The sequence below is a fragment of the Anaerovorax odorimutans genome, assembly GCF_024459955.1.
GTDB lineage: Bacteria > Bacillota > Clostridia > Peptostreptococcales > Anaerovoracaceae > Hominibacterium > Hominibacterium odorimutans_A.
This window is the reverse complement of record NZ_JANFXK010000009.1, coordinates 130,575-149,412: the sequence shown is the minus strand read 5'-3', so window position 1 is coordinate 149,412 and position 18,838 is coordinate 130,575. Positions and strand designations below refer to the sequence as shown.

Below are 18,838 nucleotides of genomic sequence, written 5' to 3'. Positions count from 1 at the left end.
ATGTAGATACGACCGAATATACAGGAGAATAGTCATGTATCAGCCATATGTGACCCAGGCGGAGTATGAGGTATATAGTTCCAGCCGCATTCCTGACGATCAACTCAAAAGGGCTCTTCGGACTGCAAGCAGGCACATTGATACCCTGACTTATAATCGCATTGTAGGCCGGGGCTTTTCTTCTATGACGGAATTTCAGCAGGAAGTCATAAAAGAGGTTGTGTCTTTGCAGGCTGATTTTGAATATGAGAATGCTGACGAGATCAACACGATCCTGTCCAGCTACAGTATCAACGGTGTGTCGGCGCAATTCGGGAGCAGTTGGAACGTCTTTGCTGACATGGGAATTGCAATGAAACGTGACGTATACGAGCTATTAAAGCAGACCGGCCTATGCTGCCGGCTATTGAGGTGAGGCTATGAAATATCCATGCTTAGTGCCAAAACGACTCTGCAAGACAGATATCCACGTTGAAATCGAAGGCGAGGGCATTACCGAGGATGGCGCGCCGGAAATCCTCTTTGAAGCTGACCTGAAATGCAATTATCAGGACGGAGGAAAACGAATTTTGACCGATGAGCAAAAGTTGATCGAGGTGTCCGGAACGGCGCTGTTCCCAGGTGATATTTGCCCGGATGTGCCGAACATTACCAGCGGCAGCGCAATGGTGCTCGGCATAAAACGGACAATTGCACAAGGCCGGAAGGCCCGAAACCCAGATGGGACCGTGAATTTTACGGAGTTGAGGCTGCTATGAGCATAAAAATGAATTGGGGAAAGATCAATCAATTGACTCAAGCGGCCGTTACAGCTTTGGAGCAGACCGCAGAGGCGTTGCACACCGAGGTAATTCAAGCCCAAGTAATGCCACGAGACAGTGGTGCAATGCAAAACGAAAGTACGTTTGTCGATACTTCTGAAAGCAGCTCAGGCAAAGCAAGTCTTGTTTCAAGTACGCCGTATGCCCGTAGGTTGTATTACCATCCGGAGTACAATTTTAAGACAGATGAAAACCCGAATGCGAGAGGTGAATGGTACGAGGATTGGCTGCCCGGCGGCAAGGAAGAACAGTTTGCACCTGAGGCGTTCAAAAAGTTCTACAAAAAGGAGAGTGGGGTTTAATGCTGGGGCTTGTAGATGTTCGAGAATGGATTGAGACACTTGGCGTTGGGGAGCATTTCTATATTGGGAAGCTAGACAATAAAAAAGAAAAATCTGTTGGCGTTTACCAAGGGAAAGCAACTGGGCCTCCCAATATAGCGATCGGTGGTCTTGACGCCGCAACATACGATATCAAACCGATCTCCGTATTGGTGCATTGGACAAAAAACGCCAAGGAAACGGAAGAAGCGGCTTTTTCATTGTTTGAAAAAATATTAAATATTTCTGATCTGATGATCGGCCAGACACATATCAACTATGTGCGCCTGATGGTTCCAGAACCGCAGGACGTAGGGACGGACAACAAAGGTGTCTATGAGAGAGTGATTTGGTTCGATCTGTACTATGAAAGGTAGGTAAACGATGCCAGATGTTAAAGGAAAAGTTTATCCCGTATACGATAATAAGTTTAAAATCGGGACAAAAGGCGAAAATAGCCCAGATGCGGATATGGTGATTATCGCAAACTTAACGAACTTTGCACCATCCGTAGAAGGTAACGTAGATGAGTGGGACCCAATGGAGGCCGAGGGCTGGGGCGAAGCGATGATGACTGGAAAGAAGTTAGGATTTAGCTTTACAGGAAAACGAACATACGGCGATCCTGGAAATGACTATATCGCTGGTCTTGCTTGGAAATCCGGAAACGACGTTGTATCTAAGTTTGAATGGGAAATGCCCAGTGGTGCAAAAGTTTCTTGTGCATGTATCGTAAACGTAACAACACCGGGCGGTGGTGACAGTAATACGACTGACGCATTGGAATTTGAAATAAAGTGTAAGGGTAAACCGACTTTTACAGCCGCAGAACAGGTTCCATCGGCGTAAATTTATATGAAATGAAAGCGGGCGGGGATCTGCTCGCTTTTGGTACAGAGAGGAGAAAAAAATGGCAAAAGTAATTGATATCACGGAGAAGTTGGCCTTTGATGAAAATCCGAGGCTAAAAATCAAGGACGTTGAGGTTGAAGTAGAGTCAAATGCGTCAACAGTGTTGAAGATTGTAGGCTTGTTTACTGGAGAGGATGTCGACGAATCCCAGGCGGCTCTCGAAGCATATGAGTTAATTTTTTCGGAGGCAGAGCGTGATAAAATCGATCAGTTAGGATTAAGCCTGAATGATCTAATGACTCTGATTAATGCGGCAGCAGACGCATTGATGGGAAAGGATGAACCCGAGGGAGAGTAGTGATGCCGGATACGATCTCGTAAACGATTTCGGTTTAATCGTAAGCTCCTTTCAAACACAATACGGAATTCGGTTGTCAAAGGAGCTTGATAGTATGAAATGGGATGAGTTTCGAGATCTGATATCCGGCTTAAATGAACGAACCCCTCTCGGAAACATCATTGCGATTCGGACCGAAACCGATCCGGATGCAATTAAGGCGTTCAGCCCAGAGGCGAGACGTATCCATGACGAATGGCAGAATAAAAGGGCTGAGGAGATTACGCCGCAGGATTATGAGAGGGCGATGCGAGAGCTTGAGGATATAATGAAGGGACTGGCAGGCGGATGACATTAAGGCAGGTGACTTGCCCCTATTGCGGGTATCGTATGCCAGTCTTTTACAGCGAGAAGGCAGCTGCAAAAGGGCTGTATATTACCTGCAAGGGCAAGAAATGTAAAAAGAAATTTGAAATACGAATAGAGCAGGACAGGTAGAGCCATTATGCGCCGATGTCTTTTGGAATATAAAGGTAGGTGGCGTTTATGGCGGTTAGCATTGGTCAGATTGGCCTTGATTTAGTTGTAAACCGGGATAAATTCAATAAAGACATGCGGGGTATTCAGGGCAACGCAAAAGCGCTGGAAGGCAAAATGGCGGGGTTCGGCCGAAAGATTGGCGGAGCCTTGGCAGCTGCATTCACAGTGAAAGAACTTGTTACGTTTTCGAAGAAATGCCTTGATCTTGGCTCTGACCTGGCGGAAGTCGAGAATGTTGTGGATGTGACTTTCCCCCGAATGAAAGCACAAGTCGATGCTTTTGCAAAAAGTGCGGCAGCGGGGTTTGGACTGTCGGAAACGATGGCGAAAAAGTTCACAGGAACCTTTGGGGCGATGGCGAAGAGCTTCGGCTTCTCAGAACAATCTGCCTATAACATGTCCACCGCACTGACTGGACTGGCCGGCGATGTGGCGTCTTTCTATAACATTTCGCAAGACGAAGCTTACACGAAATTAAAGAGCGTATTTACTGGTGAGACGGAGACTCTGAAAGACCTCGGTGTCGTTATGACTCAGTCCGCTTTGGATGCCTATGCGCTTGCAAATGGGTTTGGAAAGACCACGCAGCAAATGTCCGAAGCGGAGAAGGTTGCGTTACGATATAAGTTTGTACAGGAAAAACTTGGGGCTGCACAAGGCGATTTTGCCCGTACATCTGGAAGCTGGGCCAATCAGGTACGGCTTTTAAAATTACAATGGGAAAGCTTTATGGCTACGATCGGCCAAGCGCTCATTACCGTATTTACACCAGTGATTAAAGCGTTAAACACCTTGATGGGTAAACTCGTCGAGTGCGGTAGGGCGTTTGCGGAATTTGTTGCACAAGTAACAGGTAAAGATGTGACCAATGCAGCAAGTGGTGTTGGGGCAGTCGGTACTGAGGTCGGTAACCTCAATGACGTAACGGCAGGTGCGGTTGATGATGCGGTAGACGGCGCCGATCAGGCAACAAAGGCCGCAAAGAAGTTGCAAAAATCTCTCATGGGGTTCGACCAGATTAATCGTCTTGGGGGAAAGGATAAATCGGATACAGGTGCTGGAGCAGCACCGGAAATCCCAGGAAACGGGTATGGAGATGCTGCCGCAAAGGAAGTCGGAAAGATCAGTAAGGGACTGCAATCTGTTATTGACAAATTTAAAGAACTCAAGGATGAATTCGAAAAAGGTTTCAAGTTGGGATATAAGGGAACCGAATTCAATGACCTTCTTGATGCGATTAAGCGTGTTGGTCGGGCGCTGAAAGATATCTTTACCGACAGTGAAGTGATTAAAAAGGCCGATGAGCTGGCAAAACAGCTGGCACATACGCTTGGTGTACTCGTCGGAGATATGGCAAGAATTGGTGTTCAGTGCGGCGCAGCTATTGCGAACGGGATAGCTGATTCCTTAGAAAAAAACAAAAAGTGGATTATTCAAAAGTGGTCCTCTATTGTTGATTCGTTAATCAACACGCTAAAAGCACTTGAGGACATCGGTACGATCATCGCGGACATATTTACCGATCCTAAGATTCTGGCGGCATTGCAAGGACTAAGCGAGGAAATAACGACATTTTTTACAAAGCTTGTGATGTTAGCGCTTGAAACGGGCGTAAAGATGATCGAGCAATTTACGCTCGGTGTTCGAGATTCTCTTACAAAAAACAAGCAGAAAATAATAGACGCGCTGGAAGCGCTGCTGAGGGAATGGGAGAGCATCTTCCGGGATGCCACTGGCATTGTGGAAGCCGTAGCAAGCATCTTTCAAAGTAGCAAAGTGATGGATGCCATCAGGCAGTTTGGCTCTGATGTAACAGACGGATTGCTTTCTGCGCTACACGGCGTTGCAAGTATTGGAACAACGATAGCGAGCAATGTTGTTGGCGGCCTAAGGCGTTATTTAGAGCAAAATAAAGAATTTTTATCGACCTGCTTTTCACAGTCATTGAATGCAGCAGGACAGGCCGCAAAAGTTGTTGGCGAGTTTATTGACGGGATTGCAGATATTTTCTCTGTATTCCGCAGTGAAAAAGCCAAACAAATGACTGCGGATTTGATCGGCATTTTTACCAATGCGGCGGCCGGAATCGCTACTGCTGGCATGACAATCGGAAAAGATATCGTAAGGTTGATTTTTGAGCCAATCACAAGGAACGCAGAGCGGATAAAACAGTCATTAGAAAAAACGCTTGAACCACTGGGAAAAATCGTAAAAACCTTAAAAAATGAAGTCGATGAAATTATGAAATATTTCAAAGGCTCGTATGAAAAGTACATGAAGCCTGCGGTGGATGGGATCATCGGGACTTTAACGAAGGTTGTAAAAGGGTTCTGCGATATCTGGGACGAATATGTTGTACCGGTTATTGATGCCTTCGGAGATGATCTGCAAAAGGTATTTAAACAATACCTCAGTCCAGCAGTCAAGCGCTTTGCAGAAAGCTTAGGAAAACTGGTTTCTGCATTTCAGAAACTCTTGAAGGCATTGGAACCAGTAGGCAACATCTTAAAGAAGGTGCTCGGGCCGGCACTTGGGGAACTTGCAAAACTCTTCGGGGGCGGAATTATTTTAGCTGTTAAGGGCGTAGCTGGAGCCTTTGAACTGCTTGGCAAGGTTTTCGAGAAAATTGCGGATGTGATCGAGCTTGTTGCGGGTGGAATTAAGAAGGTAGTTGATTTCTTCAAAGGAAGCTCACTGAAAGATTTGTTTAAGCTTCCGGACATCAAAGCCCCGCGCGTACCAGATTTAGGCGCCGCTATTACAGAAAAATGGGAGAGCGTAAAGCAGTGGTGGAGCAGCAACAACACTTTAAGCGACATCAAAGCGAAGGCTGCTGAGTTTACGACTAGCGTGGCGGAAAAATGGACTGCCACAAAAGATTGGTGGGACAACAAAAAGACGAAGCTGTCAGATATTAAAGCACAAGCCGCCGATTTTGCGGCCAAAGTTAGAGAGCGATGGGACGGCGTACAGTCCTTCTGGGGAAGTAAGGTCAATATAAAAGAGATCACGACGACAATTTCAAACTTTCGAGAACGAATCAGTAATGCATGGTCATCGGTATTGGGGTTTTGGGGAAGCAAGCCGAGTTTAAAAACGATTACTTCCGCAATTTCTAATTTTCGAGACAGGGTACGGAATGCGTTCCAAAAAGTATTGGACTATTGGGGAAGTAAGCCAACGCTGAAAAAAATAACTACGAAAATAGAGGACATACTTGCAAAGATAAAAGCGGCTTGGAAGAGAGTAAAAGACTGGTGGGATAGCCTGCCGTCACTCCATTTTCCGGAAATTGAACTGCCCTCTTTTAGCGGGATAGCGAGTGCAATTGGCGCCTATATACCAGGCATACCCCATTTCGCAACAGGCGGGTTTCCGGATAAAGGCGACGTGTTCGTGGCGAATGAGGCTGGCCCTGAGATGGTGGGTACACTCGGCGGGCGAACCGCAGTCGCGAACCAAAACCAGATTACAGCAGGTATTAAGGCTGCGGTAATGTCTACCCTGCGGGGACCGTTTTCATCGCTTAAAAGCTCGGTTGATGCGGTACGGGCGACCGTTCAGGCCGGAACTCGCAGTATGCAGGCCAGTATGGTGACACAAACACCACGACTTACAATCGTAACAGGAACTCGACCTTCCGGTAGTGCAGACGCACAAATGGGAGAATTAAATGGGCTTAAAACACAGTTGGAGGAGCTAAAAGCCTTAGTTTCAACGATTTTAGATGTGAACCAAAATCAGTTGGACGTTTTAGTCAAGCGCAATAAGGATGGTAACCTTGTAATGCCGATCTACTTTGGCATGAAAAAAATAGAAGAAATCATATACGATGCAAACCAGCGAAAAATTATTAGGACAGGGAGGTAAAGACGATGAAACTGCTAAAATTAGACGGATACGCCTGCCCGAGTCCTACCGCATACAAGGTAGCATTACAGGCCATTGACGCAGAAAGCACAGGCCGTAACGAAAAAGGCATCATGAGCCGGGAAATGGTTCGGGGAGAGGTGCATAAAATTGACGTGTCGTGGACAAATCTCACTACGGAACAGGCTGCAAACATCTTAATAAAAGTGAAGCAAGAATCTGTAACAGTCGCTTTTTTTGAAGGAGAAACCGAAACGGCAAAAATGTATGCAGGGGATCGAGACCTGACACTTAAATCAATTACAGGTGGCAAAGCAACATGGGATTTATCGTTTTCACTGATAGAATTTTAAAGGAGGCAGGTCATGCCCTATCAGACATCACAGGCGTATGACGCTGCGATTCGGCAGCTTACGATTACATCACGGATAGAAGGTACAATTACACAAAAGACTGGAGCAACTATCGCATTTGACGATGATAGTCTTGGCTGGGGTTCCGTCTCGATCAATAGTAAATGCGTGGATAACAGTAACTTTCAGATCGGTACGGTTTATTCCGCTGAATTAACGATGTCGCTTTTGTCAGATGTTGATCGATATAGCCTGTATGATGCAGTGATAGCGCTATCATATTTTCTGATGCTGCCAGATAACACGTGGGAGGAAATACCACTTGGCATATACAATATAACAGAGGCCAATCGGATTGGAAGTACGATTGAAATACAGGCTTACGACAATATGATTTTACTGGATGACGAAGCGCTGTTAACGTTTGATTCGGTTGATGGAACCGTTTTCAACGTACTGAGTACAATTTCCGAGCTGTCTGGGATACCTCTGACGCAAACGCAAGAAGAGATTGAAGCGCTGCCAAACGGAAAGCGGATGTGCGGCATTGACGGAAATGATAATGTAAGACCTAAAAACTTACGAGAAGTGTTATCATACCTTGCAGGTCTTACAAGCACCGTGGCTGTGATGGATCGTCACGGAGCGATTGAACTCAGAACATATTCGAAAGAGGTAAATTATAGTATTTGTGAAAATAAACAAAATGCGACAAAGATTTCTGACTACATGATCGAATATGGTTCGTTGAGCATAAAGATCGGTGATAATAGCTATTTGACTGAAATTGAAGGATCAACTGGACTATGTTACAACATGGACGAAAATCCAATGATCAGCAACTATAGCGAAGAGACAAGAAGCGCAGCCCTGATGGAAATTTTGAGTCAAATAAGCGGCTTTTCTTTTACTCCAAGTTCCTTTGAGCTTGTTACCGGTGACCCAGCAATTGACCTGGGAGACATGGTGCAGATCAGAGGCATCCGTGATACAGAAGATCAGCGCTTCAACATGCTGAATATGTCCTTTACCTGGGCGTATCACGGAAAGCAAGCGATAGAGTGTCTTGGGAGTAACCCGAAACTGTCTAAAGCACAGTCAAAGGAATCCGCACAAGTTGAGCAGGCGCTGAATAGTGCGGAAGAAAACAGGCTGGTTTTTAATAGCTATACCAATGTGACACGGTATGAAATCACTGCGGATACGCCAAGACAGCGAATCGCCACAATTCAGTATACGGCAATGAAGCAGACATGGGGCGAATTTAAGTTACAAGCTATTTTTGAGGTTGCAAATAGTGACCCTCAGACGATCGTGAAATTTACCTATTTTATCAACGATAATGAGGTGACGACTATCTATCCGATCGAAACATATGTAGACGGAAAACACGTAATAGCACTTTACTATCCGATCGAGTCAATCAAAGCAAATACAGTAAATAAGTTTGACGTTTATATAGAAACAACAGGCGGAAATCTTACGATTGAAAAAATGAACTGTTTTGGCTCTGTAATAGGTCAAGGCATGGCGAGCATGAAAGAGGAATGGGACGGTACACTGTCCTTTGAGGAAGACTTTAGTGGTCTATCGCTCCCACAGCAAGCGGCGCCAAAGCTGGGTGCATATACGGATCAGCTTGAAACCTCTTTTGACGCTCCAACGCCTGGCATTTTCGAGGACAACTTCACCGGCCTAAAACTGAAACCGATAACGTTTAAGCTAGGCGGATTTATGGATTCGGTTCTTGCTGGACTTGCGGTAAAAGCCAATACTCTGTACGGAAAAGATCTAATTGGAGACAGCCAATACTTGCAGTTGGACGCAGATCGGCTCTCGATGAGGACGTCTTATACATACGTGTTTGTGGAACAGCCAATTGACGAAGGCCGGATGTGCGGCGTTACGGTTGATACGGGGCAGTTTGCGAGTGTAGAAAAAATGGAGGTGACTGAGTAATGTCAACAGTAAGCTATGAAAGATATTTATTTGATGGAAACTTAACTTCCGTAATGAAAGATCGGCCGTTTTCAATACAAGGTGCAAAAGTTATCTACGGAACAGGTAAGAACGGGCAATGCTTAAGCCTTACTGACTACTATCAATTAGACCTCACAAATGTATCATCGTTTTTAAATAAAGATTTCACAATTACGTTTTGGTTCAAAGCACCATCCACAGGACTCTCTAAGTATCCCAATTTCAGGAGGCTTGTCTGGGCGAAGGCTGCATCATATCGGGGTATTGAAATTAATAGCAACGGACGTATTGCAATTGTTCTGGATGGAAACACTGTAAGTTCCTCAAGGCAATATAACGATAATGTCTGGCATTTTGTGGCGTGGAAACATGCGGGGACAGCGCATTCTATCATCCTTGATGGAACAGAAGTAATTACAAATTCCTGCGATAATACGTTCGGCGATGTGTTGTATTTATCACATGCGTCATATTCCTTAAATGGTATGCTGGATAATCTATACTTATTTGAAACCGTTTTATCTGACCAAGATATTGACAGTGTTTTGGATGGAACGTATAACGAACCTGTGGTAGATATCGTCATAGATGCGCCGGAAATTTTGGAAGTAGGTGACAGTATAGGATTGTCGACCTCTTTGCTTCCAACGGATTCTCAGGGCGATGTTGCTTATAGCAGTGATAACGATGCGGTTATTTCTATAGATGGAAACATTTTGACAGCCAATAGTATAGGTGCTGCCACGATTACTGCCCAAGCAGGAAACATAAGAAAAAGTCGTTCTATTGCAGTGAAACAGCTTATAGGTATAAAGGTATCAAATCTTCCAGATAAAAATGTCTATTTCCTGGGTGAAGAGTTTAATTCTTCTGGAATAATTATTTCAGGCATATTTGAGGATTTCTCAGAAATTATACTGGGTGAGGGGCGTTATGCGTTAACAGGGTTTAATTCCAGTGCTGCCGGCAGAAAAACTATAACAGTAACATATAAAGATTTTTCTACAAGTTTTTTTGTATCGGTTATCTTAGATGCCTTAGCGCAATATTTAAATACGACAGAGGGTATGAATGTCATCGTTAACAACACAAAGCATGATGATGATTCTGTGAGTGTTAATGGTGTAGACTGGTTTAGATTTAATAATGTGATTGCCAGCAAAATCTATGCGAACGGTAATCACTGGATCGGATTTGGAGTAAGTTCAGAGCAGTTGAAAATCTGCCGCAGAGATGGGGCCATGTACTCTCTCTATCGACAGGAGGGGTTACTATATGGTTATTACAAGTTCCTAAAGATCAGGTGGGAAGGTTATACACAATATAATTCTACGGATGTTAGCCGAAGGTTGGTATATGAACTGTTTCTCTTCGATACAGGAGATATGTTTCTTAATGTGATCCAGGCACCGACGAATAGCAGCTATATTGGAACCAGCCAAATGGTCTGTGGTAGCAACACCTACAACCTGAATATACCAATTGCCTCGACACCGATGATTACATTCACCCATCAGGATGATACGGGGAGCAGTTGGGTGATCTCCTATGAAAAGATTAATATCCTGCCTCCGTTTGACCGGAGGTATTTGATCCGGGACGGCGCAGGACAATACTATACGATCACGGATGGAGCTTTGATACCGGCACAGATTGACAGCCTGAGCGCCCAGGCTTTTCGGGAGCATGGGGTGGAGCCTGATGCATTCCAACCGGCATTGATGAAAGCCTTGATAAATCCGACTGTGCTCTACTGGCAGGATAGTAATTTAACTCTTCCAGAAAAGAAACTGGGGGTTCAGGCAACACCGCCCCCACAGGTGGTCTATTCAGGGCGATGCGATATGACGCATGAAAGCATCAAAGGGATTGCAAGTGCGTACTGCAACACATCAGATGATGCTTTGTTTCAACTAAGCTTTGATGATTGGAAGACGTGGTTGATCTATAATGCAGATGCGGCAGCATGGGAGAGCGTGACTGGCGATGAAGCGGGAATGACAAAAGGTGTTGTAGAAAATATTCCGCAAGAGGCATGGGCAGAACAGGCGACCACAGGAATGTATGAATGGAAAATCTTGCTTCCAGGGACGACAAGCTATTTGGACATGGTGAAGGTGAATTATATAAATTAGGAGGACTTTATGCTGAAGGGTGAAACTACGATTGAATTGACCGATGTACATACGGGAGAAAAGGAAGAAATCAAAAGCGAAAATATGTTTACCAATGGGCTTAAATATCTAATTGATAATGCTATGCGACTAGATATGGGGTTATTTAACATAGAATCACATCGCAATTTTTGTTTTCCTGTTTTGGGCAATCTCTTAGGGGGCGTAATGCTTTTTGACTCTGAATTAGAAGAAGATTCTGACAATATTAACCCTCCGTCTTTAGATGATGGAATTAGTTGTACGGGATATGCTAATAATTATATGAACAACACGTTGGATATAAAGCGTGGTTCAATTAACAAAACTGAATCTGGGGAAATTGAAAATGGATATCGCTTTGTGTGGGATTTTAATACGGCACAATCGAACGGACGGATTGCAAGTGTGGCGTTGACAACAAAAACTGGAGGGGCGTGCGGATCAAATCCGAATCGCTATGCGGGTCTTCGTATGAGCGCAGAAAGCGACACTACAAGTCTTGATAACATGGATGCGGGGCACAAGTTTTGGCTATGCAACGAATCGCAGTATACTTTTGACGCGAGTGCTGTAAATGTGACCGGTACTGATATTGACGTGATTTTTAATAATTCGGATATCGAAAACATTTTATCCTTTGACCCAGGGCGGTTTTCTTTCCAGGCGTACAAAACTGTTTTTTCGGACGGAAAGTTTAAGCTTTTTTTATTTGATATGTGTCTAAACATTTCAAATATTAGTTTAAAGGAAGCCCCCTTAACCATTGGGCATATAAAAAATTGTCGCTCTTGCGTCATTTGTGATTCTGGTGGAGCCTTTGGGAGTGACGTGTCTGTAGTAACAATGGTTACTACAACAGCGGATGAACCAGATATGTGCTACTTAATCAAAGTTATGGAGACCTCGAAGCTGGCATTGGCAAAAGTAAATATGAAAACAATGGCACTGATGTATTGTAAAAATGTAGACATTACCCCGCATAAAATTGAAGGAAACTACAAAATTTACACTTCTGCAGCGGTAAAAAACAGAACTCTATACTTGCCGGGCTATAAAAGTATTTCGAAGCTTGATACTCTAAAAATAAACACAGATAATACGTCGGAGATCAGTATAATCGCCGGTATAGAGCAACCAGAGAAATATACCCAAACCCCATACAAGCGGAGATGTATCTATCAGGGAAAACGCATTATATTTCCAGGCATGGTTTTAGATGGAGATAACATATCTCTTTCTCTAACAAAAGGACATAGCAGTTCTTCAAATTTTATAAGCGGTGGAATTATAGACGGTTCGATTTTTTACACTGTCTATACTTGGTCGAATATTATTTACTTAGATATCGGTATAGTTTCAAATTTCATGGCCACAATCAACAACCTCCCCTCACCCGTAGTAAAAACCGCCGACAAAACAATGAAAATAACCTATATCGTCCGAGACATAGAAGAAACCGTTTAACAGAGGAACATCCTCTGTTTTTTTATACCCGAGAGGGAGAAAGGAATATTTATGGCACTACAATATTTTACTTACCCATTCAAAACAATGGGAATCAGCCAAAGTTATACCGGCAGCTATAGCCACGAAAAGTATAGCACAGGCAACAGAAAGGACTATCCGATCGACGAGGCCGGCAGCGATACCGGTCGTGATTACATGTATGCGCCGGTTGATCTGGTCGTAGAAAAGATTTATGGCAGAGGTAGCTCTCGGCAGCCCAACACCGTATGGCTACAGACAAAGAATAAAGTTATCACGCCGATCGGCGTCTGTTACGTCTGCGGCCGGGCCACCCATATGAGCGATGCGGACATTCGTAACTTGAAAGTTGGACATGTTTTCAAAGCTGGTGCAAAGATGTTTCGTGAGTATGTGGACGGTGGAGCAACCGGCAATCATATACACATGACGTGGGGTACAGGGAAGTATAAGAGTCCTGGCTGGAAAGCAAATAACAAGGGGGCATATGTGCTTATCACGACAGGCAGCAATAAAAAACCGGAGCAGATTTTCTTCCGGGACAAGGCTTTTACAAAGAAGGTTCGCAGCACGCAGGGATTGGACTTTAAGACAAAACCATCTAAGAAAACCATGTATGTTAGTACCGGTAAGAGCCGGTTAAATGTTCGGAAGTCGTATAGTACGACTTCTGCTGTAGTTGGAAAGCTCAAAAATGGAACTAAGGTAACGGTTTATTGCACCCGTGGGAATTGGTGCTGCATTGGCGCAAACATGTGGGTGCATAAGAAGTATTTAAAGGCAAAATAAGGAGGTATATAAAAATGTTAAACGATAAAGAAATTTTAAATTTTGAGGATTTGGACGAGATTGAAGAGGTAGATGCTACAGTGGGGTTAGAAACAGGCGTGTCTGGCCAGACAATCGCTCGAACCATTGTAACGTTTCTGGCGCTGCTCAATGCAGTGCTGGCCATTACAGGAAAAACGCCGTTGGACCTGGACGAGAATACAATCTATCTGATCTGTACCGGTATTGCTTCTGTGGCAACAACTATATGGTCATGGTGGAAGAATAACAGTTTTACCAGAAGAGCTAGAACGGCAGACCTCGTAAAAGATGGCGTAAAAGAAGCAGTATAAGGAGGCAGACATGGGAACGATAATCAGCGCCCTTGTTGGTATTTTTACAGCAGTGATGTCCGGGCTGATCCTGTATGTGGTAAAGTCCGGACAGAAGAAAGCGCAAAGCAGGGAAGAGGATAGGGATAAACGGGAGCAGCTGACATTGGAGGCTATCAATGCCTCTTTCTGCGTGAATAAAGAGCTTGTGAGCTGCGTCCTGGATGGCAAGCCGCCAAACGGCGAACTGGATGAGGCATACGAATATCAGCGAGATGTAAAACATAAAATTGAAGACTATGCCCGTGAGAAGGCGTCACGGTCGTAAAAGCATCTTTTTCTCAACGGATTCTCAAATGGCTAAAAAGTGGCTAAAACACTAATATATCACCATAAAACGCTTAAATTTCAACATCTTTCCATAACCCGGAGGCCGCAGGTTCGAATCCTGTCCCCGCAACCATGAATTTAAAATCGCACTTGATAAAGTGCGATTTTTTAGTGCGTACGGATCGGTAGGATTTGAAACTGAAACAACACAACCAGAATTTTTTAACTCGTATAATATGTAAAATATTGACATATTATATAAATAGTATATAATGGAGAAAAATGTAAAAAAGGATAGGGTTATGAGAAAACAAATCGATTACTTCTTGCACAGCGAAGAGCATGGAAGTATAATAAAAGGAGAACTAATAAGGGAAGAGAATGCTACTTATAGTAGTAATCGCAATTTTAAGGGTACGGTATTCCGGCTGCTTATGGATGATGAAGAGCATCTGCTGTCTCTGTTTAATGCTTTGGAAGGAACCTGCTACCAAGGGAAGGATTTGATTTGCATCAATACCATGAAAGGTGTGCTTTTCAACGAGCTGCGAAATGATTTATCTTTTTCTGTGAAAGACTGGTATTTGAGCTTAATTGAACATCAGTCAATTATAACCGAGAACTCCCCAACATGGCAGATCATTTACTTGGGAAGAATTTTGGAACAGATACTGGATTCAGATAAATTATATCGTCGTAAGCTGGTTCGAATGCCGATTCCACGTCCGTATGTTTTGTATAACGGACAAGAAGACTTTCCGCAGGAAAAAGAGTATCGCTTATCAAAGGCTTTTCGCCGGATAGGGGAAAGGGCAGTTGATTCATCTGTGGAGTTTGTCGTGAAAGTAATTAATATTAATCCGGATAAGAAGCATCCGATCCTGGAAAAATGCCCGATATTAAAAGAATACAGCATTTTCATAGATCGAATACGAGGGAAGATAAATGCCGGTGTAAATCGGGACGTTGCAGTAAAAGAGGCTATTGGGGAATGCATGGAAGAGGGGATATTGCAGGAATTTTTGAATCGACACGGCAGGGAGGTGTATAGTATGATGCTTAATGAAATTACTTATGATGATGTTCTCAGGGTAAGGCTAGAAGAGGCCAGGGAAGATGCCCTTGAACAAGGAATGGAGCAAGGGGAAGCAGTGAAAACAAGAATTGTAATTCAAAATATGCTGAAAAGAGGAATACCGGATGAAGAAATATGCGTTTTAGCGGAATGTACCCAGAGCTTGATCGATGAAACAAGAAATCAAGAAAAAGGATAGTTTGAGAAAGATAATACTGAAAATGCAAGAGTGCCTGAAAAGCAGACTTTAACCTGAGGTAAAATGGAACTACCAAGAATGTGAATGGTGAAAAAATGTAATCACCCACATTTTCTTGTATAAAATAATTACCCATATTCGCTTATTTTTAGCGGAATATGGGTAACCTGGCAACGGCTTTAGCGGTTGATTTTTTAAAATCAGCCCGTTGAGCGGGAAATGCTCCCAAACAAAGGGAGCTGTTTATTTCACAACTCTGATCGTATCCAGGCTGCCGCCGCTAACTCCATGAAGGTGGCGGCCCTGTTTACTTTGGTCCTCCAAAAACTCCCATACCTCATCGCTGATCCTTTCCCCGGGACAAATCGCCGGTATGCCCGGCGGATAGGGAACGATCATTTCTGCGCTGACGCGGCCGCGGGCCGCTGCCCAGGAAACGGTTTCCACCGGGGCCACATAGGCCTGACGCGGCGTCATCACGGCTTCCGGCATCGCGGGCAGTTTGTTCCTCCACTTGGCGAGAGGGCGGCGGCCTTTGTGCCCGGCTGATATCTCCCGGCAGGCTGCGATCAGTCTGTCCAGGTCGGCGCGCGTACCGCCCAATCCGACCATGCAGACGATATAGAAGTTGTCGGAGAATTCGATTTGAATTCCGTAATTTCCGATGAGCATAGCTTCCAGGTCGTAACCGGTAAGGCCCAAGTCTCTTGCGGAGATCACAAGCCTGCCGGGTTCCATGTCCGCGATATGGCAGATGCCTGCGATACGTCTGTCGATGATGGAAAACCCTTCAATTTTCTCGATTTCAGCTTTGCCGTATTCTACGAGATGGTAGACTCTTTCGAGGACGCTTTGGCCCTGTGTAACCATATAATGCCTGGCAAGATCCAGCGAAATCTCCAGCAGCCCCGAGGGACTTGTGTTTTGTGTCATCTTCAGGTTGAACCGCAGCCGGTGAAGATCGACCAAATCGCTGTTTACGTGCAGCATGGAGCTTTGGGACAGGGAGCCGGAGACCTTGTGGGTACTTTGTGTTACAATGTCCGCTCCGCATCGGAGTCCGCCGGCCGGATAGCGGTCATTAAAGTAGACATGGTTGCCGTGGGCTTCATCGACGATATGGATGCCTCCATGCTTATGTACAATGTCCGATATGGACGTTAAATCGCTGTATACGCCATGATAAGTCGGCACTACGGAAAGCACTGCTTTTGCCTGCGGATTTTCTCTATAGACCCTTTCTATCTCAGCGGGATTCATGCCTCCGATGAGCCCCAATTCGTCGCTCACCTGGGGAAATGCGAAAACGGGTACGGCTCCGCTCAGAATCAGTCCATATATGACGGATTTGTGGCAGTTTCTGGGGACAATGATCGTTTCCCCCTCCGAAACCACCGAGCAGATTGCTGAAATGTTGGCGCTTGATGTGCCGTTTACAATGAAAAAGCTTTCAGCGGCTCCCCAGGCATCGGCGGCCAGCTTCTGCGCTTCCAGGATCACCCCGTCCGGTTCGTTCAGATCATCCAGTCCGTCCACTTCACAAATATCCATCCTGAATATGGTTTCGCCTGCCAGATCCGTCCATTTCGGATTGATGGCTCTGCCCATCATGTGCGCAGGCATGAACATGGGGGTGATATCTCTTTTGGTATAAGCCACTACGGCATCATAAAGCGGTGTTTTGTTTTGATTGAGTTTCATAAAATGATATTCCTCCTTTGGGATCGTCCTTTTTCCGTCCTATGAAAAATATGACGGCGCCGATCACGGTCATGATAATTCCATATATAAGTAACATGTTGAGCATACTGTCAAAGCTGCTTAAAAATCCTGTGCCGTACTCCTCCGCATAGTATTCGGGGCCCCAATCGCCTTCGTACCATCTCAGGAACGGCACGGCCGCCATGGAGTAGATGCCCACAAACAGGCAGAATACGCCGATTCGCACAATATCCCCAACGGCTAGTCCGGTTCGGGGATTGATCGGATATAGGGCGGGATCGTCTTTATAAAAGCCCCCATAGAATCTTTTGAACAGGATGTAGCAAATCACAGCGGCCGGGACCAGCATGATTCCGCCCAGAAAGTAATCCGTGCCATTGATCAGCATGATGACGGCGGCCACTGCCACCGGCGCGCATCCGCAGTACTTAAGGCCAAACTGTCCGCCCGGGACTTTAAATAAGGCGGGATCTCTCTGGGAGAGGGGAATCTTTTTCCTGATTCTCAGCAGGGACATGGCCACAAGCGCGTAAGTTCCCAGACTAAAAGCCACTTCGAGCAATACGAGAGCAGTGAAGTCATATTTCAGCAGGAACAGGGTGACGGCGGAATATACGATAATGCATATATAGGGGACGCCTTTTTTCCTGGAGACCTTGTTCATAAACCGCGGGAAAAGATTGGCGTCGGACAATACGAAGAAACCCCTGGAGCCTGCCGCGATCTGGCTGTTGAATATGGCAAGGTTTGAAGCGATGGCAACGATACAGAAGAACAGTCCCATATATGGCCCGATGTTTTGCGTCAATACTGTGGAGTAGCCGACGCCGCCAGTTGCTCCGTCCGTCGTCCAGTTTTGCCAGTTGCCGACTGATGCCAGCCCTGCGATGGTGGGCAGGATATAGGTCAGTGACACAAGGGGCAGCGATATGATCGTCGCTTTTGGTATGAGCTGAGGATTCTCGATTTCCCCCGCAAGAGATGGTATGCTCAGGTAGCCCGTATACATCCATATACAGATGGCAGCGCATCCGCTGACGCTTTCCAGAACACCCGCATCCTCCGGTATGACCGGGGTCAGGGGATTTTGCTTCCAGTTGGCAAAGCCTACGATCGTTACCAGGGCAAAGGCCGCGATAACAAGTACGGTCAGTATGATGCTGACTTTTCCCACCTCTTTGACGCCCATGATATTGATGATCGTGAAGAGGATGACGAAAAATATTTTGATCAATGTGGCCTGCAGGGCGGTCAATTCAACAATGTATGAAAGGTAACCCACGGACAGTACCACAAAGACCGCATTGCCTACATAAAATGAAATCCCGAAAAGAAAGGTACTTAGAAATGACCAGAATTCTCCGAACGCTTCCTTGATCCAGACGAACGGCCCGCCTTCACCTGGAAGTATGGCGCCTAACTCGGCAACTCCCAGGCAAACAGGTATCGACCAGACAAAGGGAATAATAATCAGCATTAAAATCGACACGCCCGGACCGCTTTCCGTAATCATCTCTTCGATTCCAAAAGCTCCCCCTGCACATGCGCAATATAAAAGAGCGACAACGGATGTTAATCCAACCTTGTGCTTTTTCAGAGCACCTACACCTTCATTTTTTTTACTCATAATAACGAGCAGCCTCCCTCCAAAATAAATATTTGCCAAAGCATGCGGCGTGGGCCGCGCCTGCGGCATCG

18 protein-coding genes are annotated in these 18,838 nt (G+C 45.2%); 16 read left to right on the top strand and 2 right to left on the bottom strand.

The features are described from left to right. The first annotated feature begins 34 nt into the window (after window positions 1-34). From NE619_RS09685 to NE619_RS09610, 16 genes are all read left to right on the top strand, one after another. Window positions 35-415: a hypothetical protein gene (locus NE619_RS09685; protein WP_256132212.1), complete on the top strand. Its 381-nt coding sequence runs from the start codon at window positions 35-37 to the stop codon at window positions 413-415. 4 nt (window positions 416-419) lie between these two features. Next, window positions 420-758 carry a hypothetical protein gene (locus NE619_RS09680; RefSeq protein WP_256132211.1) on the top strand — a complete coding sequence of 113 codons (339 nt, stop codon included), beginning with the start codon at window positions 420-422 and terminating at the stop codon, window positions 756-758. Then, window positions 755-1,123: a hypothetical protein gene (locus NE619_RS09675; protein ID WP_256132210.1), complete on the top strand. Its 369-nt coding sequence runs from the start codon at window positions 755-757 to the stop codon at window positions 1,121-1,123. The genes NE619_RS09680 and NE619_RS09675 overlap by 4 nt, the downstream gene beginning before the upstream one ends. Further along, window positions 1,123-1,518, top strand: coding sequence for a minor capsid protein (locus NE619_RS09670; protein WP_256132209.1), 396 nt, complete (start codon window positions 1,123-1,125; stop codon window positions 1,516-1,518). Before NE619_RS09675 ends, NE619_RS09670 begins: the two co-directional genes overlap by 1 nt. A 7-nt stretch (window positions 1,519-1,525) precedes the next feature. Then, window positions 1,526-1,990: a phage tail tube protein gene (locus tag NE619_RS09665; RefSeq protein ID WP_256132208.1), complete on the top strand. Its 465-nt coding sequence runs from the start codon at window positions 1,526-1,528 to the stop codon at window positions 1,988-1,990. Window positions 1,991-2,051: 61 nt separating this feature from the next. Next, entirely contained in the window at window positions 2,052-2,351 is a 300-nt protein-coding gene (locus tag NE619_RS09660; RefSeq protein ID WP_256132207.1) for a hypothetical protein, read from the top strand. After that, window positions 2,332-2,682, top strand: coding sequence for a Gp15 family bacteriophage protein (locus NE619_RS09655; RefSeq protein WP_256132206.1), 351 nt, complete (start codon window positions 2,332-2,334; stop codon window positions 2,680-2,682). The genes NE619_RS09660 and NE619_RS09655 overlap by 20 nt, the downstream gene beginning before the upstream one ends. 194 nt (window positions 2,683-2,876) lie before the next feature. After that, window positions 2,877-6,740, top strand: coding sequence for a hypothetical protein (locus tag NE619_RS09650; RefSeq protein WP_256132205.1), 3,864 nt, complete (start codon window positions 2,877-2,879; stop codon window positions 6,738-6,740). 5 nt (window positions 6,741-6,745) lie between these two features. After that, the gene (locus NE619_RS09645; protein WP_256132204.1) at window positions 6,746-7,093 is read left to right on the top strand and encodes a DUF6711 family protein; all 348 of its coding nucleotides are present in this window, start codon (window positions 6,746-6,748) and stop codon (window positions 7,091-7,093) included. A gap of 12 nt (window positions 7,094-7,105) precedes the next feature. After that, window positions 7,106-9,052 (top strand): hypothetical protein, encoded by a 1,947-nt coding sequence (locus tag NE619_RS09640; protein ID WP_256132203.1) that lies wholly within the window; start codon window positions 7,106-7,108, stop codon window positions 9,050-9,052. After that, the gene (locus NE619_RS09635; RefSeq protein WP_256132202.1) at window positions 9,052-11,208 is read left to right on the top strand and encodes a LamG-like jellyroll fold domain-containing protein; all 2,157 of its coding nucleotides are present in this window, start codon (window positions 9,052-9,054) and stop codon (window positions 11,206-11,208) included. Before NE619_RS09640 ends, NE619_RS09635 begins: the two co-directional genes overlap by 1 nt. A gap of 9 nt (window positions 11,209-11,217) precedes the next feature. Further along, window positions 11,218-12,693, top strand: a complete 1,476-nt coding sequence (locus NE619_RS09630) for a hypothetical protein (protein WP_256132201.1) — start codon at window positions 11,218-11,220, stop codon at window positions 12,691-12,693. 51 nt (window positions 12,694-12,744) lie between these two features. Continuing rightward, on the top strand, window positions 12,745-13,503 hold the full coding sequence (locus NE619_RS09625; RefSeq protein WP_256132200.1) for an SH3 domain-containing protein: 759 nt from the start codon (window positions 12,745-12,747) through the stop codon (window positions 13,501-13,503). Window positions 13,504-13,517: 14 nt separating this feature from the next. Further along, a complete protein-coding gene (locus tag NE619_RS09620) occupies window positions 13,518-13,835 on the top strand; it encodes a phage holin (protein WP_256132199.1) in 318 nt (105 codons plus the stop codon). Between the two features lie 10 nt (window positions 13,836-13,845). Beyond that, on the top strand, window positions 13,846-14,142 hold the full coding sequence (locus tag NE619_RS09615) for a hypothetical protein (protein WP_256132198.1): 297 nt from the start codon (window positions 13,846-13,848) through the stop codon (window positions 14,140-14,142). A gap of 304 nt (window positions 14,143-14,446) precedes the next feature. Beyond that, the gene (locus NE619_RS09610) at window positions 14,447-15,418 is read left to right on the top strand and encodes a hypothetical protein (protein WP_256132197.1); all 972 of its coding nucleotides are present in this window, start codon (window positions 14,447-14,449) and stop codon (window positions 15,416-15,418) included. 243 nt (window positions 15,419-15,661) lie between these two features. Here the strand turns inward: NE619_RS09610 and NE619_RS18875 are convergent, their stop codons facing one another. Together NE619_RS18875 and NE619_RS09595 are read right to left on the bottom strand one after the other, a co-directional pair. Further along, entirely contained in the window at window positions 15,662-17,119 is a 1,458-nt protein-coding gene (locus NE619_RS18875) for an aminotransferase class I/II-fold pyridoxal phosphate-dependent enzyme (protein ID WP_305146611.1), read from the bottom strand. Continuing rightward, window positions 17,085-18,767 (bottom strand): APC family permease, encoded by a 1,683-nt coding sequence (locus NE619_RS09595; RefSeq protein WP_256132196.1) that lies wholly within the window; start codon window positions 18,765-18,767, stop codon window positions 17,085-17,087. The genes NE619_RS18875 and NE619_RS09595 overlap by 35 nt, the downstream gene beginning before the upstream one ends. Window positions 18,768-18,838 lie beyond the last annotated feature (71 nt).

Bases quoted from the DNA above. Each gene is read 5' to 3' on its own strand.
- NE619_RS09685 (WP_256132212.1), top strand. From the start codon at position 35: ATGTATCAGCCATATGTGACCCAGGCGGAGTATGAGGTATATAGTTCC.
- NE619_RS09680 (WP_256132211.1), top strand. From the start codon at position 420: ATGAAATATCCATGCTTAGTGCCAAAACGACTCTGCAAGACAGATATC.
- NE619_RS09675 (WP_256132210.1), top strand. From the start codon at position 755: ATGAGCATAAAAATGAATTGGGGAAAGATCAATCAATTGACTCAAGCG.
- NE619_RS09670 (WP_256132209.1), top strand. From the start codon at position 1,123: ATGCTGGGGCTTGTAGATGTTCGAGAATGGATTGAGACACTTGGCGTT.
- NE619_RS09665 (WP_256132208.1), top strand. From the start codon at position 1,526: ATGCCAGATGTTAAAGGAAAAGTTTATCCCGTATACGATAATAAGTTT.
- NE619_RS09660 (WP_256132207.1), top strand. From the start codon at position 2,052: ATGGCAAAAGTAATTGATATCACGGAGAAGTTGGCCTTTGATGAAAAT.
- NE619_RS09655 (WP_256132206.1), top strand. From the start codon at position 2,332: ATGAACCCGAGGGAGAGTAGTGATGCCGGATACGATCTCGTAAACGAT.
- NE619_RS09650 (WP_256132205.1), top strand. From the start codon at position 2,877: ATGGCGGTTAGCATTGGTCAGATTGGCCTTGATTTAGTTGTAAACCGG.
- NE619_RS09645 (WP_256132204.1), top strand. From the start codon at position 6,746: ATGAAACTGCTAAAATTAGACGGATACGCCTGCCCGAGTCCTACCGCA.
- NE619_RS09640 (WP_256132203.1), top strand. From the start codon at position 7,106: ATGCCCTATCAGACATCACAGGCGTATGACGCTGCGATTCGGCAGCTT.
- NE619_RS09635 (WP_256132202.1), top strand. From the start codon at position 9,052: ATGTCAACAGTAAGCTATGAAAGATATTTATTTGATGGAAACTTAACT.
- NE619_RS09630 (WP_256132201.1), top strand. From the start codon at position 11,218: ATGCTGAAGGGTGAAACTACGATTGAATTGACCGATGTACATACGGGA.
- NE619_RS09625 (WP_256132200.1), top strand. From the start codon at position 12,745: ATGGCACTACAATATTTTACTTACCCATTCAAAACAATGGGAATCAGC.
- NE619_RS09620 (WP_256132199.1), top strand. From the start codon at position 13,518: ATGTTAAACGATAAAGAAATTTTAAATTTTGAGGATTTGGACGAGATT.
- NE619_RS09615 (WP_256132198.1), top strand. From the start codon at position 13,846: ATGGGAACGATAATCAGCGCCCTTGTTGGTATTTTTACAGCAGTGATG.
- NE619_RS09610 (WP_256132197.1), top strand. From the start codon at position 14,447: ATGAGAAAACAAATCGATTACTTCTTGCACAGCGAAGAGCATGGAAGT.
- NE619_RS18875 (WP_305146611.1), bottom strand. From the start codon at position 17,119: ATGAAACTCAATCAAAACAAAACACCGCTTTATGATGCCGTAGTGGCT.
- NE619_RS09595 (WP_256132196.1), bottom strand. From the start codon at position 18,767: ATGAGTAAAAAAAATGAAGGTGTAGGTGCTCTGAAAAAGCACAAGGTT.